The sequence below is a fragment of the Roseateles sp. P1_C6 genome (genome assembly GCF_056406315.1).
The window spans coordinates 16,275-33,216 of record NZ_JBFUAK010000013.1; the positions used below are offsets into that span (position 1 = coordinate 16,275).

At 71.9% G+C, this 16,942-nt stretch carries 14 protein-coding genes and 1 tRNA gene; 9 read left to right on the forward strand and 6 right to left on the reverse strand.

All coding sequences use genetic code 11. The features are described from left to right. Nucleotides 1-163 precede the first annotated feature (163 nt). Both AC1D29_RS25810 and AC1D29_RS25815 read left to right on the forward strand, forming a co-directional pair. Nucleotides 164-2,689 (forward strand): response regulator, encoded by a 2,526-nt coding sequence (locus AC1D29_RS25810; protein WP_477902923.1) that lies wholly within the window; start codon nt 164-166, stop codon nt 2,687-2,689. Continuing rightward, the gene (locus AC1D29_RS25815) at nt 2,686-3,624 is read left to right on the forward strand and encodes a diguanylate cyclase (protein ID WP_477902925.1); all 939 of its coding nucleotides are present in this window, start codon (nt 2,686-2,688) and stop codon (nt 3,622-3,624) included. The genes AC1D29_RS25810 and AC1D29_RS25815 overlap by 4 nt, the downstream gene beginning before the upstream one ends. Before the next feature lie 55 nt (nt 3,625-3,679). Here AC1D29_RS25815 and AC1D29_RS25820 read toward each other — a convergent pair. Next, nucleotides 3,680-3,753: transfer RNA gene (locus AC1D29_RS25820), tRNA-Gly, on the reverse strand. 146 nt (nt 3,754-3,899) lie between these two features. On the opposite strand from AC1D29_RS25820, the gene AC1D29_RS25825 reads away from it, so the two are divergent. The 6 genes from AC1D29_RS25825 (at nt 3,900) to rpoH (ending at nt 12,690) form a co-directional block, all read left to right on the forward strand. Further along, nucleotides 3,900-4,301 (forward strand): PA2779 family protein, encoded by a 402-nt coding sequence (locus tag AC1D29_RS25825; RefSeq protein ID WP_477902927.1) that lies wholly within the window; start codon nt 3,900-3,902, stop codon nt 4,299-4,301. Further along, a complete protein-coding gene (locus tag AC1D29_RS25830; RefSeq protein WP_477902929.1) occupies nt 4,298-5,248 on the forward strand; it encodes a PA2778 family cysteine peptidase in 951 nt (316 codons plus the stop codon). Before AC1D29_RS25825 ends, AC1D29_RS25830 begins: the two co-directional genes overlap by 4 nt. A 26-nt stretch (nt 5,249-5,274) precedes the next feature. Next, a complete protein-coding gene (locus AC1D29_RS25835) occupies nt 5,275-7,836 on the forward strand; it encodes an ABC transporter permease (RefSeq protein WP_477902931.1) in 2,562 nt (853 codons plus the stop codon). Continuing rightward, nucleotides 7,833-11,015, forward strand: a complete 3,183-nt coding sequence (locus AC1D29_RS25840) for a CHASE domain-containing protein (protein WP_477902933.1) — start codon at nt 7,833-7,835, stop codon at nt 11,013-11,015. The genes AC1D29_RS25835 and AC1D29_RS25840 overlap by 4 nt, the downstream gene beginning before the upstream one ends. 31 nt (nt 11,016-11,046) lie before the next feature. Continuing rightward, nucleotides 11,047-11,547, forward strand: a complete 501-nt coding sequence (locus tag AC1D29_RS25845) for a chemotaxis protein CheW (protein WP_477902935.1) — start codon at nt 11,047-11,049, stop codon at nt 11,545-11,547. A gap of 225 nt (nt 11,548-11,772) precedes the next feature. Beyond that, nucleotides 11,773-12,690, forward strand: a complete 918-nt coding sequence (gene rpoH / locus AC1D29_RS25850) for an RNA polymerase sigma factor RpoH (protein ID WP_477902937.1) — start codon at nt 11,773-11,775, stop codon at nt 12,688-12,690. Between the two features lie 43 nt (nt 12,691-12,733). Here rpoH and AC1D29_RS25855 read toward each other — a convergent pair whose 3' ends face one another. The 5 genes from AC1D29_RS25855 to AC1D29_RS25875 are packed head-to-tail and all read right to left on the reverse strand — an operon-like array spanning nt 12,734 to nt 16,691. Continuing rightward, nucleotides 12,734-13,336 (reverse strand): SCO family protein, encoded by a 603-nt coding sequence (locus tag AC1D29_RS25855; protein ID WP_477902939.1) that lies wholly within the window; start codon nt 13,334-13,336, stop codon nt 12,734-12,736. After that, nucleotides 13,333-14,238 carry a heme o synthase gene (gene cyoE / locus AC1D29_RS25860; protein WP_477902941.1) on the reverse strand — a complete coding sequence of 302 codons (906 nt, stop codon included), beginning with the start codon at nt 14,236-14,238 and terminating at the stop codon, nt 13,333-13,335. Before cyoE ends, AC1D29_RS25855 begins: the two co-directional genes overlap by 4 nt. A 2-nt stretch (nt 14,239-14,240) precedes the next feature. Beyond that, entirely contained in the window at nt 14,241-15,326 is a 1,086-nt protein-coding gene (locus AC1D29_RS25865) for a COX15/CtaA family protein (RefSeq protein ID WP_477902943.1), read from the reverse strand. After that, nucleotides 15,326-15,970, reverse strand: coding sequence for an SCO family protein (locus AC1D29_RS25870; RefSeq protein ID WP_477902945.1), 645 nt, complete (start codon nt 15,968-15,970; stop codon nt 15,326-15,328). Before AC1D29_RS25870 ends, AC1D29_RS25865 begins: the two co-directional genes overlap by 1 nt. Before the next feature lie 4 nt (nt 15,971-15,974). Next, complete coding sequence (locus AC1D29_RS25875) at nt 15,975-16,691, reverse strand: SURF1 family protein (protein ID WP_477902947.1); 717 nt, start codon at nt 16,689-16,691, stop codon at nt 15,975-15,977. Between the two features lie 30 nt (nt 16,692-16,721). On the opposite strand from AC1D29_RS25875, the gene AC1D29_RS25880 reads away from it, so the two are divergent. After that, complete coding sequence (locus tag AC1D29_RS25880) at nt 16,722-16,940, forward strand: DUF2909 domain-containing protein (RefSeq protein WP_477902949.1); 219 nt, start codon at nt 16,722-16,724, stop codon at nt 16,938-16,940. Nucleotides 16,941-16,942 lie beyond the last annotated feature (2 nt).

A 16,942-nucleotide genomic window follows, 5' to 3' on the forward strand; every position in this document is an offset into this window, starting at 1 on the left:
CCGGCACGGCTGTCCGGCGGGCCGGTCCTAGACTCGTGACGTCCGGCACCCCAGGTCGGGGCGCCAGCGGGTCGGGGGAGCGATGGCGGCGTGGGACATGCACAGTGGCGCGAGTGCCGAGCACCGGCCCAAGCCTGCGCCAAGCCCGCTGATACGCGAGGTCATGGCCAACCTGCCCTGCGGCCTGGCCGTCTTCGACGCCGAGCGCCGCCTGCTGGTCCACAACGCCGAGTTCGAACGCCTGCTCAACGTGCCGGCCTCGCTGTTCGAGGAGCCGCCGCTGCGCTTCGACGATCTCGTCAGCTTCTTCGCCGCGCGCGGCGATTACGGCCAGGGCGAAGCGGCCCGCGCCACGGTGGAGGCCGCGCTGGCACTGGGCCGTGACCAGCAGGCCAACCGCCTGGAGACCTACCGCACCGGCGACCGCCTCATCGAGGCACGCACCGCCCCGCTGCCCGACGGCGGCCTGGTGCTGACCTGCCTGGACCTGACACCGCAGGCCCAGGCCCGCCTGGCCGCCGAGCGCGCGTCGCAGGCCAAGACGCGCTTCCTGGCCAACATGAGCCACGAGATCCGCACGCCGATGAACGCCGTGCTGGGCATGCTGCGCCTGCTGCAGAAGACGCCGCTGGACGCCCGCCAGCGCGACTATGCCGTCAAGAGCGAGGGCGCCGCGCGCGGCCTGCTGGGCCTGCTGAACGACATCCTCGACTTCTCCAAGATCGAGGCCGGCCACCTGGGCCTAGACCCGCACCCCACGCGGCTGGAGGAGCTACTGCGCGACCTGTCCGTCATCCTGGCGGCCAACGTCGTCAAGCACGACCTGGAGCTGCTTTTCGACCTCGACCCCGACCTGCCGCCCGTCATCGTGGCCGACGCGCTGCGCCTGCAGCAGGTGCTGGTCAACCTGGCCGGCAACGCCATCAAATTCACGGCCGCCGGCGAGGTCGTGCTGGGCATCCACCGTGTGGCGCAAAGCGCCAGCAGCGTCACGCTGGTCTTCTCGGTGCGCGACACCGGCATCGGCATCCCGCCCGAGCAGCAGGAGCGCATCTTCTCCGGCTTCATCCAGGCCGAGGCCTCGACGGCGCGGCGCTTTGGCGGCACCGGCCTGGGCCTGGCCATCAGCCGCCGCCTCGTGCGTCTGATGGGCGGTGACATCCATGTCGACAGCACGCCCGGCACGGGCAGCCGCTTCAGCTTCACGCTCAGCTTCCCGCTGCAGGCTGACGTGCCGGCGCCCGCGCCGCGCCAGACGCTGCAGGCCCTGGTCATCGACGACCACGCCGAGGCGCGCCGCACACTGGGCGCGCTGGCCGAGTCACTGGGCTGGCAGGTCAGGCTTGCCGCCAGCGGTGCGGCGGCACTGGCGCTGGTGGAAGAGCTGCCGCCCGAGGTCGTGCTGCTGGACTGGGTCATGCCCGGCATGGACGGTTGGCAGACCGCCGTGCGACTGCGTCAGCAGCTGGGGCCCGAGCCGCTGATCCTGATGGTCACCAGCCACGACCGCGAACGCCTGGCCCAGCGCAGCGCCGCCGAGCAGGCGCTGCTGGACGGCTTCCTCGTCAAGCCCGTCACCGCGACGATGCTGAGCCAGGCCGTCGGCGCCGCCATCCAGGCGCGCTGCGCCGACGACACCCTGCCCGAGCCGGCGCCGCAGCGCCTAGCCGGCCTGCAGCTGCTGGTCGTCGAGGACAACCCCGGCAACCAGCAGGTCACGCGCGAGCTGCTGGAACTCGAAGGCGCCGTCGTTACGTTGGCGGGTGATGGCCAGCAGGCGCTGACGCTGCTGGCCAACACGCGTGGCCGCCCCGGCTTCGACGCCGTGCTGATGGACGTGCAGATGCCCGTCATGGACGGCACGACGGCGACCCGGCTGATGCGCCGCCAGCTGGGTCTCACGCTGCCCGTCATCGCGATGACCGCCGGCGCCATGCAGACCGAGCGCCAGGCCTGCCTGGACGCCGGCATGGACGAGCACATCGGCAAGCCCTTCGACCCTGACACCCTCGTGGCCGTGCTGCGCCGCCGCTGCGGTGCCGCGCCCGCGCAGGACAAGGCGACTGCCCCCAACGGGCTGCCGCCCGCGCTGCTGGCGGATGCCGGCCGCGCCGGCATCGCACTGGCCGAGGCGCTGGCGCGCATGTCCGGCCGCGTCGAACTCTTCGAGCGCACGCTGGCCGCGCTGCACGAGCAGGACCGCAAACTGGCACTGGCACTGGCCGAAGGCGGCCACGCCGCCACGCGCGGCCTGCACGGCTTTCGTGGCCTGGCCGCGATGCTGGGCGCCGAGCAGCTCGCGGCGCTGGCCGCCGAGGGCGAGCACGCCGCCGCGCCGGACGACGACTGGCGCGACCGCTTCCTCGAACGCCGCCAGGCCGACCTGGCCGCGCTGGACCGCTTCGCCGCCGACCTGTCGGCCCGCCAGGCCTTGCACGCGCTGCATGCCGACCGTGATGGCGCGGCGCCTACCGACAGCCTCGCCGAAAGCCTGGACACGCTGGCCCAGCTGCTCGACGGCGCCGACCTCGACGCGCTGGATGTCCACCAGGCGCTGCGCCCGCGGCTGCGGGCCCAAGCGGATGCAGATACCACCACCGCGCTGGACGCGGCCATGACCTCGCTCGACTTCGGCACCGCGCTGACGCTGTGCCGGCGCGTGCGCGCCACGCTGGAGCCCCGGCCATGATGCAGATCTCGCTGCCCGAGCGCACGCCGCTGCTGCCCGGCCACACGCCGCCCGGCCGGCGCCCGCGCCTGCTCATCGTCGACGACCAGCCCGTCAACATCCAGGCGCTGCACCGCGTCTTCGCGGCAGACTGCCAGGTGCTGATGGCCACCGACGGCGCGCGCGCGCTGCAGCTGTGCCGCGAACGCCAGCCCGACCTGGTGCTGCTGGACGTGCAGATGCCCGGCATGGACGGCCACGAGCTGTGCGCCGAGCTGAAGGCCGACCCGCTGCTGCGCAGCATCGCCGTCATCTTCGTCACCTCGCAGGACCACCCCGACGATGAGACTCGCGGGCTGGACGCCGGCGCGGCCGACTTCATCACCAAACCCTTCAACCCCACCGTCGTGCGCGCCCGCGTGCGCACCCAGCTGACGCTGAAGGCCCAGGCCGACCTGCTGCGTGAACTGGCCTTCATCGACGGCCTGACCGGCGTGCACAACCGCCGCCACTTCGACGAACGCTTCCTCGCCGAGGCGCGCCGCGCCCAGCGCACGCGCTCGCCGCTGGCCGTCGTGCTGGCCGACGTCGACCACTTCAAGCGCTACAACGACGCGCTGGGCCACCTGGCCGGCGATGACTGCCTGCGGCGCGTGGCCGCCGCGCTGCGCGCCTGCCTGCGCCGGCCCACCGACCTGCTGGCCCGCTACGGCGGCGAGGAGTTCGTTTGCCTGCTGCCGGACACCGACTTGGCCGGCGCCATCGGCGTCGCGCAGTTGATGGAGGACACGGTGCGCGCGCTGGCGCTGGCGCACCCGGGCGTCGACGGCTGCGTGACCATCAGCCTGGGCGTGTCGGCGGGCACGCAGCCGCAAGGCCTGGTGGAGGCGGCTGACCGGGCGCTGTACCTGGCCAAGGCGGCGGGCCGGGGGCGCGTGAGCTGGGTTGACAGCTGAAGGAACGCAGCTGAAAGAACAACGGCCCGTACCTGAGGTACGGGCCGTCTGAGTCTGGAGCGGGCGATGGGGATCGAACCCACGTCATGAGCTTGGGAAGCTCAGGTCCTACCATTGAACGACGCCCGCAATGCGGCCGGATTATGGCGTGGTTCCGGCGCGCAACACGTCGCTGTAGGACAAGGCCGCGACATGGCAGCGGCGCAACCGGGGCGCGCATGCCTCGGCCTAGCATGCCGGCCCGTTCCACAACCGCCACGTCCCTGGAGACCCACATGAACAACGCACGGCGCATCCTCACGTCCTTCCTGATTGCTTCCGTGGTCTTCAGCGGCATGGCGCAGGCGGCGCCCACCGCGCTGATCAGCACCGAGCAGGCGGCCGCGGCCTTGCAGGCTGCGCCGCGCAGCGAGGCCCACGCGCGGCTGCAAGCCACGCTGGACCGCGCCGACCTGGCCGCGATGCTGCAGGCCCGTGGCGTGTCCACCGACGAGATGCGCGCGCGCGTCGACGCGCTGACCGACGCCGAGGCCCAGCAGATGCTCGCCCAGATCGACCAGGCGCCCGCCGGCAGCAGCGATGTGCTCGGTGTGCTGTTCACCATCTTCATCATCCTGCTGGTGACCGACATCCTGGGCCTGACCAAGGTGTTCCCGTTCACGCGCTCCGTGCGTTGATCGCGCGGCTCGCCAGCGCCCTCGCCGCGCTGGCACTGAGCGGCTGCGCGGCCTTCTTCACGCCGCCGCAGACGGCCGCGCTGCTGGCCCAGCCACCCGCCGATCTGCCGGCGCGGGCCGAACGCGCCGAGGTGCCCTTCTTCCCGCAGACACGCGACCACTGCGGCCCGGCCGCGCTGGCGACCGTGCTGGCCGACATCGGCCTGCCTGCCGACCCCGACCGGCTGGCCGATGCCGTCTTCCTGCCGTCGCGCGCCGGCAGCCTGCAGTTGGAGATGCTGGGTGGCGCCCGCCGCCAGGGCGCAGTCGCGACGCGGCTGCCCCGGGAGCTGGCGGCGCTGTTGCGCGAGGTCGCGGCGGGCCATGCCGTCGTCGTGCTGCAGAACCTGGGCCTGGACTTCGCGCCCCGCTGGCACTACGCCGTCGTCGTCGGCTACGACCTGGCCGCGCGCGAGCTGGTGCTGCGCAGCGGTACGACGCAGCGCGAGACGCTGGCGCTGCGCACCTTCGAATACACCTGGGCGCGCGGCGGCCGCTGGGCCATCGCCGTGCTGCCGCCGGAGCAGCTGCCGGCCAGCGCCACCGAGGCCGACGCGCTGGACGCCGCCGTGGGCTTCGAGCGCGTCGCGCCACCGGCCCGCGCGGCGGTGGCCTACCGCACGCTGCTTGCGCGCTGGCCCGGCAACCCGCTGGCGGGCATCGGACTGGGCAACACGCTGAACGCGGCGGGCGACGCGGCCGGCGCACGCGACGCTTTCGAGGCCGTGGCGCAGCAGCATGACAGCGCCGTGGCGTGGATCAATCTCGCGCGCTTGCGCCTGGACGCGGGTGACCGCGCCGGCGCCCGCGCGGCGGCCCAGCGCGGCCTGCAGCGCGCCACCGCCGTCGAGCCCGCCTGGCGCGAAGCGGCACTTGCCACAGTGGCCGCGACAGACGACCGGCACTGAGGCTGCGCGCGGCTAAAGTCGCGCGCATGTCGTCCCCTGCCGCATCGCGTCCGCCCGCCACCCTGTCGATTGCGTGGCGCCAGCTGCTGCGGGACTGGCGGGCCGGCGAGTTGCGCCTGCTGATGCTGGCCGTCGCGCTGGCCGTCGCGGCGCTGTGCGCCGTCGCCTTCCTGTCCGACCGGCTCGACGCGGGCCTGCGCCGCGACGCGGCCAAGCTGCTGGGCGGCGACGCCGTCGTCGCCAGCGATCAGCCCACGCCTCAGCCCCTCGTCGACCTCGCCGCCGCGCAGAAGCTCACGGCCGTGCGCAGCGCCACGTTCCCGAGCATGGCGCGCGCCAACGAGGCCCAGGGCGGCGAGAGCCGCCTCGTCGCCGTGAAGGCCGTCGGCAGCGGCTATCCGCTGCGGGGCAGCATTGCGCTGCGCCACGCCCTGCCCGGCCGCGCGGGCGCGCCGGCGCCGGGCGAGGTCTGGGTCGATCCCGCCGTCGCCGACGGTCTGGGCCTCAAGCTGGGCGACATGCTGCTGCTGGGCGACAGCCAGCTCAAGCTGGCCGCCATCATCGACACCGAGCCCGACCGCGGCGCCGGCTTCATGAACTTCGCGCCGCGCGTCATGTTGTCCGAAGGCGACCTGGCCGCGACCCGCCTGGTGCAGCCGGCCAGCCGCATCACCTACCGCCTGGCGCTGGTGCCGGGCGCCGGTGCCGCGCCGGACGCGGTGCGGCGCTTCGTGGCCGGCGCCGAGCAACTCGTCGAGAAGGACAAGCTGCGCGGCGTGCGGCTGGAGTCGCTGGAATCCGGCCGGCCCGAGATGCGCCAGACGCTGGACCGCGCCGCTCGCTTCCTGCGCCTGGTGGCCATGCTGTCGGCACTGCTGGCTGCCGTCGCCGTGGCGCTGGCGGCGCGCGACTTCGCGGCGCGGCACCTGGACGCCTGCGCGATGCTGCGCGTGCTGGGCCAGCCGCAGCGGCGTATCGCCTGGGCCTACGGGCTGGAGTTCCTGATGGCGGGCCTGGCGGCCAGCCTGGCCGGCGTGCTGATCGGCCTGGCGCTGCACCAGGTGTTCGTGTCGCTGCTGGCGGGCCTCATCAACGTGACGCTGCCCGCGCCCAGCATCTGGCCGGCGCTGCTGGGCCTGGGCCTGGGCCTGTCGCTGCTGCTGGGCTTCGGCCTGCCGCCGGTGCTGCAGCTGGCGGCCGTGCCGCCGCTGCGCGTGATCCGGCGCGACCTGGGCGCGCCCAAGGCCGGCTCGCTGCTCGTGCTGGGCGCGGGCGTCGCGGGCCTCGCGGCCATCCTCGTGGTGCTGGCGGGTGACATGGTGCTGGGCGCCATCGCCGCGGCGGGCTTTGCCGGCGCGGTGCTGGTGTTTGCGGGGCTCGCGTTCGCGGCCGTCAAGCTGCTGCGCCGCGTGGTGCCCACCAACGTCAGCGGCGCCGGCGTGCCGCGCTGGCTGCTGCTGGCCACGCGCCAGGTCGCCGCGCGGCCGGGTTTCGCCGTCATGCAAGTGGCCTCCCTGGCCGTGGGCCTGCTGGCGCTGGCGCTGCTGGTGCTGCTGCGCACGGACCTCATCGACAGCTGGCGCCGCGCCACGCCGGCGGCCGCGCCGGACCGCTTCGTCATCAACATCCAGCCCGACCAGGGCGAAGCCTTCCGCAAGATGCTGACGGACGCCGGCGTGACGCGCTTCGACTGGTCACCCATGATCCGCGGCCGGCTGACCACCATCAACGGCGAGGCCGTGCTGGGCAAGCGTTTTGCCGAGGACCGCGCCCAGCGCCTGGCCGAACGCGAGTTCAACCTCAGCCACACGGCCGACATGCCCGCGCACAACCAGATCGTCGGCGGCCGCTGGGGTGCGGCGCCAGCGGGCGAGATGGGCATGAGCGTCGAGGAAGGCCTGGCGCAGACGCTGGGCCTGAAGCTGGGCGACCAGCTGGCCTTTGACATCGCCGGCCAGCCCGTGCAGGGCCGCATCACCAGCCTGCGCAAGGTGGACTGGTCGTCCATGCGCGTCAACTTCTTCGTGCTGTTCGAGGCCGCCGAGCTGCCGGAGCTGCCGGCCACACAGATCGCCGCCTACCGCACGCCAGCGAACAGCAAGCTGGACCGCGAGCTGGCCAAGCAGTTCCCCAACCTGACCGTCATCGACGTGTCGGCCCAGCTCAACCAGGTGCAGGGCGTGCTGGACCAGGTCATCCAGGCGGTGCAGTTCCTGTTCGGCTTCACACTGGCGACCGGCCTGGTCGTGCTGCTCGCCGCGGTCGGCAGCACACGCGAGGCGCGCACGCGCGAGTTCGGCTTGATGCGGGCCCTGGGCGCCCCCTCCTCGCTGCTGGCGCAGGTGCAGCGCGCCGAGTTGCTGGGCGTGGGCGCGCTGGCCGGCTTCCTGGCCGGCGCCGTGGCGCTGGTGCTGGCGGCGCTGCTGGCGCGCTATGTCTTCGAGTTCGACTGGCAGATCAAGCCCTGGGTGCCCCTGGTCAGCGCGGTCTGCGGCGCGCTGCTGGCCTGGAGCGCGGGCTGGTGGAGCCTGCGCGGCGTGCTGCAGCGGCCTGTCGTGCAGACACTGCGGGAGGCCCAGGCGGAATGACGCCCCCGAGCGCCCGCGCGACCGGCCGCTACCTGCTGCTGTCGGCGGGCATCACGCTCGTCTACTACCTGCTGGGCCGCCTGGGCCTGCTGATGGTGCTGCCGCCCTACCAGGTGGCGCCCATCTACCCGGCCGCTGGCTGGGGCCTGGCGGTGCTGCTGGTGCTGGGGCTGCGCTACCTGCCGGCCGTGGCGCTGGGCTCCTTCGTCGTGCAGGCCACGACCATGATCGCCATGGGTGGCGACGTGCTGCCCCTGGCATTTGGCATCGGCTGCGGCGCCGCCGCGCAGGCCGCCGCCGGCACGCTGCTGATGCGGCGCTGGTGCGGCCATCCGCTGGTGCTGGCCTCGCCGCGCGAGGTGGCGGGCTACCTCGGCGCGGCTGCGCTCGCGGGCCTGATCAGCCCGAGCTGCGCCACGCTGCTGCTGAAGGCTGCGGGCGTCATCACGTCGGCGCAGATGGGCCTGGTCTGGACGGTCTGGTGGACCGGCGACCTGATGGGCGTGCTGATCGCCACGCCCATCACGCTGGCGCTGATCGGCCACCCGCGCTCGGCCTGGGCCACGCGGCGCTTCAGCGTCGGCCTGCCCATGCTGCTGACGACGCTGCTCGTGGGGCTGGGCGTGGCCGTGACGATGGAATGGGACCGCCAGCGCAACCGCGCCGACTTCACGCGCGACGCCAGCAGCGCGGCCCAGGACCTGGCCGGCCGGCTGCGCGAGCCGCTGCTGGCGCTGGAGGCCGTGCACGGCCTCATCAAGGTCAAGCCGCGGCCGACGCGCGAGGAGTTTGCCAATGCCACGTCCGGCTTCCTGACCGAGGACAGCCCGCTGATCGCGCTGGGCCTGACGCTGCGCGTCGCGCGCGCCGACATCGCGCGCTTCAATGCCGCGGCCGCTTCCGATGGCTTCGCCGGCGGCTACCAGGCGCGCGACCGCCAGCGCGCCGGCGATCTGAACGTGCCGCCGGACGAAGACATGATGGCCATCCGCCTCATCGAGCCGCTGTCACGCAACGCCGGTGCCTTGGGCGTCAACGTGCGCACCATCCCCAGCGCACGCGCGGCCATCGAGAAGGCGGCCGCGTTGGGCCGGCCGGTCGCGTCGGCGGGCTTCCAGCTGTCGCAGGACAAGGAAGTCGCCGTCGGCGTGGTCATCTACCAGCCGCTGTACCGCGGCCAGGCGGAGCCCAGTGAACAGGCACTGGACGGCGTCGTCTTCGCCACGCTGCGGCCCGACCTGCTGCTGTCGCGGCTGGCCGCGCACTGGCCCGAGCACCTCGGCGCCTGCCTCGTCGACCTGGAGCCGGGCGCCGCCTACCCGCGGCTGGGCGGGCGGCGCGGCTGCGAGGCGGTGCAGCGCGGCGACGACGCGACGCTGCCGCTGGTCAAGCTGCCGCTCGAGTTCGGTGGCCGGCACTGGGAGGTGCGCGTCTACGACCTGCCCGGCATGGTGCAGGCGCCCGGCCGCAGCTGGGCCTTTGCGCTGGTAGGCCTGCTGGCCACGGCCATGGTCGGCGCGCTGCTGCTGCTGATGTCCGGGCGCACCCAGCATGTCGAGGCGCTGGTCAGCGAACGCACCGCCGCGCTGGAGCGCGAGATCGCCAACCGCGCCCAGGGCGAGCGCGCGCTCACCCAGAGCGAGCAGCGCTTTCACAGCATCTTCGACGCCGCACCCATCGGCATCGCCTTCACCGACCTGAACGGCGGCTTCCAGGAGGTCAACGCGCAGTTCTGCAGCCTGGTCGGCTACCCGGCCGAGGCGCTGATCGGCCGGCGCTCCATCGACGTGACGCACGAGGACGACCGCCGCGAGGACATCCGCCTGGCGCGCCGCATGATGCGCGGCGAGATCCCGTTCTACCGCCGCCTGAAGCGCTATGTGCGCCAGGACGGCAGCATCGCCCACGCTCGCGTGCTGGTCAGCCTGCTGCGCGGCGCCGACGGCCGGCCGCACCGGCTGGTGGGCGTCGTCGAGGACATCACCGACCAGCTGCGCATCGAGGAACTGGACCGCGCCCGCGAGGCGGCCGAGGCGGCCAACCAGGCCAAGAACGAGTTCCTGTCGCGCATGAGCCATGAGCTGCGCACGCCGATGAACGCCATCCTCGGCTTCACGCAGCTGATGCAGATGGACGCGAGCGAACCGCTGCCGCCCGCCCAGCGCAGCCGCGCGCAGCAGATCTCGCAAGCCGGCTGGCACCTGCTGGAGATGATCAACGACACGCTGGACCTGTCGCGCATCGAGGCGGGCTCGCTGCGCCTGGAGCCGAGCGTGCTGGAACTGCCGCCGCTGCTGTCCCGCGCGCTGGCCCTGGTGCAGCAACAGGCGGCCGAACGCGGCCTGGCCGTCAGCCAGCGCCTGGACCCCGGCGCGCTGCGCGTCATCGGCGACCCGACCCGGGTCACCCAGGTGCTGACCAACCTGCTCAGCAATGCCGTCAAGTACAACCGCGCCGCCGGCAGCGTCAGCATCGAGGCGAGCAGCCCCGAGCCGGGCTGGGTCGAGGTGGCCGTGCGCGATACCGGCCTGGGCCTGACCGACGAGCAGCGCGCCGCCCTCTTCCAGCCCTTCAACCGCCTGGGTCGCGAGCGCAGCGGTCTGCCGGGCACGGGCATCGGCCTGGTCATCAGCCGCCGCCTGGCCGAGATGATGGGCGGCAGCCTGCGCGCCGAAAGCCAGGCGGGCCCCGGCGCCTGCTTCGTGCTGAGGCTGCCCAGCGCCGGCGCGGCCACACCGACGGCCGCCGAGGCCGGCGCCGACGAGCCCGCCACGCCGCGCAGCGGCCCGCACCGGCGCCTGCTCTACGTCGAGGACAACCTGCTGAACGCGGAGGTCATGCGCGGCATCCTGGAGCAGCGGCCCGGGCTGGAGCTGGAGGTCGCGCCCACCGTCGAGGCCGGGTTGCGCGCGCTGCAGACGCGTCCGCCGGCCCTGCTGCTGCTGGACTGGCAACTGCCCGACGGCGATGGCCTGACGCTGCTGAGCCGGCTGCGCGAACTGGGCATCACGGCGCCGCCGGTCATCGTCGTGTCGGCCAACGCCCAGCCCGAGCAGATCGCCGCGGCGCAGGTGGCCGGCGCCGGGCACTATCTGACCAAGCCGCTGGACGTGCGTGAGCTGCTCGCCCTGGTCGACGAATTGTTGGCACCGCCTGCCGGGGCGGAGCGGGCAGAATGAGGGCCTTCCTCCTCCCCCCGTGCAGCGCCCGATGAGCTCCACCGATCTCGTTCCCACCAGCGGCGCCCAGGCCGTGCAGACCTTGGGCCGTGCCGCCGGCCGCCAGTTCCTGACCTTTCGCATCGCCGAGGAGGAATACGGCCTGGACATCCTGCGCGTGCAGGAAATCCGCTCCTACGAGGCGCCCACCCGCGTCGCCAATGCGCCCAGCTTCGTCAAGGGCGTCGTCAACCTGCGCGGCGTCATCGTGCCCATCCTGGACCTGCGGCTGCGCCTGGGCCAGGCCGGCGAGTACAACGCCTTCACGGTCGTTATCGTGCTGAACGTGGCCGGCCGCATCGTCGGCATCGTCGTCGACTCGGTGTCCGATGTGCTGGAACTGAGCGCCGACGAGATCAAGCCCCGCCCCGAAGTGCCGGCGGCGCTGGACGCCCGCTTCATCACCGGCCTGGGCAAGCTGGGCGACCGCATGCTGATCCTGCTGGACATCGAGGCGATGATCAAAAGCCCGGATTTCGGCCTGGTTGACTGAGGCTGCGCCGGGAGCAGGCCTCTGCAGCCTGTTCGTCGACGCGCGCCGAAGGCCGGTGCCACGCCAGGCGCCGGCATGGTCAAGTTAGCGGCCACCAACTGTTTCAGCCGCAGCAACATTGCATTTCACCGACTGACACCTCGTTCTTAGCACTCAACAAAGCAGAGTGCTAATATCCTGTTCACCGCCGCATTCCACGCGGCGGTTTAGCAAGGATTCAAGACGATGTCTGCCTCTTCTGCCATTGCCGTCCGCGACCCCTGGGCCCTGGTGCCCTCGCTGGGCAATCTGGACGCCTACATCTCCGCCGTCAACCGCCTGCCGCTGCTGACCGCCGAGGAAGAGAGCTCGGCCGCGCGCAGCCTGCGCGACAAGGGTGACCTGGAAGGCGCCGGTCGCTTGGTGCTGTCGCACCTGCGCCTGGTGGTGGCCATCTCGCGCCAGTACATGGGCTATGGCCTGCCCCAGGGCGACCTGATCCAGGAAGGCAATGTCGGCCTGATGAAGGCCGTCAAGCGCTTCGACCCGGACCAGGGCGTGCGCCTGGTCAGCTACGCCATGCACTGGATCAAGGCCGAAATCCACGAGTACATCCTGAAGAACTGGCGCATGGTCAAGGTCGCGACGACCAAGGCCCAGCGCAAGCTGTTCTTCAACCTGCGCTCAATGAAGCACCAGCTCAAGGCCGGCCAGCCTGACGCCGCCACGCACCGCAACACGCTGACCGAAGCGGAACTGGCCCATGTCGCCAGCACGCTGAACGTGAAGCGCGAGGAAGTGCTGGAGATGGAGACGCGCATGTCGGGCGGCGACGTGGCGCTGGAGCCGCAGACCGACGACGAAGGCGAGAGCTTCGCGCCCATCGCCTACCTGGCCGACGACAGCCAGGAGCCCACCCGCGTCATCGAGGCCCGCACCCGCGATGAACTGGCGGGCAACGGCATCAGCCGCGCGCTGGACGTGCTGGACCCGCGCAGCCGCCGCATCGTCGAGGAGCGCTGGCTGAAGGTGAACGACGACTCGTCCGGCGGCATGACGCTGCACGAGCTGGCCGCCGAGTACGGCGTGTCGGCCGAGCGCATCCGCCAGATCGAGGTCGCGGCGATGAAGAAGATGAAAAAGGCGCTGACCGAGACGGCTTGAGCCCCGGTCGCCCCCAAGCAAAAGGCCCCTCTCGGGGCCTTTTTCATTTCCTGGCTTCGGCCAGCAGCAGCTTGATGTCGTCCGCCAGCGGCTGGGCGCCCGAGCCGTAGCGGGCGTAGACACGCACGCGACCCTCGGTGTCGAAGATGAAGCTCGCAGCCGTGTGGTCCATCGTGTAGGTCTCGGGTGTCTTGCCCGGCACCTTGGCGTAGAAGACCTTGAACTCCTTGGCTGCGGCCTTGGTCTGCTCCTCGCTGCCACGCAGGCCCACGAAGCTGGGGTCGAAGCTGGCGAGGTAGGGCTTCAGCAACGCCGCCGTGTCGCGCTCGGGGTCGATGGTGACGAAGACGCCTTGCACCTTGTCGCCGTCGGCGCCCAGCGACCGCTTGACCTCGGCCACCTCGGCCATCGTCGTCGGGCAGACGTCGGGGCATTGCGTGTAGCCGAAGAAGACCACCAGCACCTTGCCCTTGAAGTCGGCCAGCGAGCGGGCGCGGCCGTCCTGGTCGGTCAGGTTCAGCGTCCGTGCGTACTCGGCACCGGTCAGCTCTATGCCCTTGAAGGCCGGCTTGTCGGGCCCGGCCTTCTGGCAGCCGGCGAGGGCCAGCGCAGCAAGCGCGGCCAGGGCAAAGCGACGAGTGCTCATGCGATGTAGTGGTCGATCAACAGGGCCGCGAACAGCAGCGACAGATGCCAGATGGAGAACCAGAAGGTCCGCCGCGCGAGCATCTCCGAATACGAGCGCCACAGCCTAAAGGCATAGCCGCAGAAACCCAGGCCCAGTGCGACGGCGCAGACCAGGTAGAACCAGCCGCTCATGCCGGTCAGGAAGGGCAGCAGCGTGGCCGCGAACAGCACCCAGGTGTAGAGCAGGATCTGCAGCCGCGTGTAGTCGTTGCCGTGCGTGACCGGCAGCATGGGCAGGCCGGCGCGGGCGTAGTCCTCGGCGCGGTACAGCGCCAGCGCCCAGAAATGCGGCGGCGTCCACAGGAAGATGATGAGACACAGCAGCCAGGGCTCGGGGCCGAGGTCGCCGCGCAGCGCGGCCCAGCCCAGCACCGGTGGCATCGCGCCCGACGCGCCGCCGATGACGATGTTCTGCGGCGTCATGGGCTTGAGGATGACGGTGTAGATGACCGCGTAGCCGATGAAGGTGGCGAAGGTCAGCCACATCGTCAGCACGTTGACGTAGAAGCCCAGCAGCGCCATGCCCGCCGCGCACAGCAGCGCCGAGAAGGTCAGCGTCTGCGTGCGGCTGAGCTCGCCCTTGGCCGTGGCGCGCCAGGCGGTGCGCTTCATGCGCGCGTCGATGCCGTCCTCGATGAGGCAGTTGAAGGCGGCGGCCGCGCCAGCCACCAGCCAGATGCCGGCGATGGCGGCCAGCATGGTCAAGGCCTGCTCGCCGCTGGGCAGGCCGGGCACGGCCAACGCCATGCCAATGGCCGCGCAGAAGACGATGAGCTGGACGACGCGGGGCTTGGTCAGCTGATAAAACTGCTGCCAGCGCGGGCTGTGCACGAAGGCACTGGCGGTGGACGTGGAGGCCATGGTCAGGGGCGGGCGCGATTGACGCGCGCGAGCAAGGTGGTGAGCAGGGCCAGCAGCATGGCGGCGCCTGCGGTGTGGGCCAGAGCGGCGGCGATGGGCCAGTCCAGCACGACGTTTGACAGCCCGGATGCGAGCTGCCAGCCGGCGGCGGCGAGCAGCCAGCGGGTCCAGGCCGGTGCGGGGCGGCGCAGCGCCCAGGCCAGCGCGAGGATGGCCGTGAAGACGATGGCCGCGCCGATGCGATGGGCCATGTGGATGGCGGCCAGCGCCTCGAAGCTGAGGAACCCGCCGTCGGCACGCTGGCCCAGCTCGCGCCAGAACTGGAAGCCCTGCGCGAAGTCCAGATGCGGCCACCACTGGCCGCCGTGGCAGGTGGGGAACTCGTCGCAGGCCAGCACCGCGTAGTTCGTGCTGACCCACCCACCCAGGGCCACCTGGCACAGCGTCAGCACGAGCACGGCGAGGACGGCGCGGCGCAGCGCGGACGGCACCGCCAGCGGACGCGGCTCATAGGCCTCGCGCTGCCAGGCCAGCAGCATCAACAGGCCAAGGGCCAGCAGCAGATGCAGCGTCACGATGGCGGGGAAGAGTTTCATCGTCACCGTCAGGCGGCCAAAGGCACCTACGACACAGACCCACACCAGGGACAGCGTCGGCCACCAGGGCGACGGCGACGCTTCGCCGTGCTGGCGCTTCAGCCGCCAGCTCAGCGCCGCCAGGACCAGGATGAGCAGGCCCACGCCGCTGGCGAGGTAGCGGTGCACCATCTCAATCCAGGCCTTGCCGTGTGTGACCGGGCCGGTGGGCATCGCCGCCTGAGCGGCCTCGATGTGCTCATGTGCACCGACCGGGCTGGCGGCGCTGTAGCAGCCGGGCCAGTCGGGGCAGCCCAGGCCCGAGTCCGTCAGGCGCGTGAAAGCGCCGAAGACGATCAGGTCGAAGGTCAGGAACAGCGTCAGCAGCGTCAGCGCGCGCAGGCGGCCGGCCCGTGTGCTCGCGCGCGAGCGCTGGCGCCACCAGATCAGCGGGCCCAGGGCCACGGCGCCACCGATGGCGGCGACCTGACCAAGAGGAAGCAGGCTTTCCATCATCGTCCTGCGGTATCCCAGCTCGCACTGGCGCGCAGCAGCTTGTCGAGGTCGGCCTTGAGCTTCTTGGGCTCAGGCTCGGCCGGTGCGCGCTCCATCCAGCGGTTCATCGGGTCGATGACGTAGAAATGCCCGGACAGCGTCTGGCCTTCGGCCGGCTTCAGCCAGGCCTGCAGACGCTCGGCCGGCACGCGCAGCACGGTGACCTCGGCGCCCTTCTGGCTCACCGCGGCGAGCACCTCGGCGCGCGGCGTGCCGGTGTCGGGGATGAGCCAGAGCTTGTCGACGCGCGGGCGCTCCTTGCCCAGCATCTCGCGCAACTGGCGCTGCACGAACAGCTGGCGCTCGCAGGAGGCGGGGCAGTCGGAGCCGTGGACGACGGTCAGCAGCCACTGGCCGCGCAGCGAGGCTGGCGCCACCGGGCGGCCCTGCAGATCGGTCAGCGGCAGGTCGGCGGGCATGTCGACGGCGGGCGCGATCAGCTCGCCGTAGGCCGAGCCGCTGGGTTTGACGACGTAGAAGGTGAAATACGACGCCACGACCGGCGCGGCGCACATGGCCAGCACCAGCAGCATCTTCCAGCGGCCCGCGCGCTGCTGCGGCGCCACCCGCGGGTCGGGCAGGCTGTGCACCGCGAAGCTCAACGGCTCAGGGCTGCTGGCGGCGGAGCCGGGGGCGGATGAGTTGGAACCAGACATAGAGGACCAGGATCAGCGCGCAGAGCGCGAACCATTGAAAGGCGTAGCCATAGTGTTTGTGAAGGCCGAGTTCCGGCGCCGCCCAGTGGCGCAGCAACCCGTCCTCGGCGCCCGCGGCGCTGTCGGCGGTCTGCACGACGGTCAGCGGCAGCAGCTTGAGGCCGGACTCGGCGGCGAAGGCCGCAGCATCGAGATTTTGCCGGATCGCGCCTGCCGAACCCTCGCCCAGCTCATAAAGCCGCGAAGGCGAAGCAGCGAGGCGGCCGCTGACCTCGATTTCGCCCGCGGGCGTGGTCAGCGGCGGGAGCTGGTTGCGGTCGGCCTGGCTGCGCGGTGCCCAGCCGCGTTGCACGAGCACCGCCTCGTCGCGGCCGGTCAGCAGCAGCGGCGTGACGACGAAGAAGCCGACGCGGCCATCCATCGGGCGGTTGTCCAGCCAGACGGTGCGCCCGGACACCCAGGTGCCGCGCAGCGTGACGCGGCGGTGCAACTGCCCGTCGCCCAGCTCGGCATTGCCCAGGGCCGGCCGCTGGGCCTCGGCCTCGATGGCCGCCTGCAGGCCAAGCTTCTGCGCGGCGCGGTCGAGCTGCCAGAAACCAAGCCGCGCCGTCAGCGCTGCGCCCAGCAGCGCCAGTGCCAGCACCAGCCAGCCGCGGCGGCTCAGCATGCCGGCACCCCGCGCGGATAATCCACCACCATGAAATTCGTGATCCTGCTGGCCTTCATCGGCATCCTCGGCGCGCTGGCAGCGGCCGGCTTCTTCATGCTCCGCAAAGGCAGCGGCGACAGGCGCAGCCCCAACATGGCACGCGCGCTGGCGGTGCGCGTCGGTGTGTCGGTGGCGCTGTTCGCCTTCATCCTGTTCTGCTGGTTCATGGGCTGGATAGAGCCGACCGGGTTGCCCGTGCGGCAGTGAAG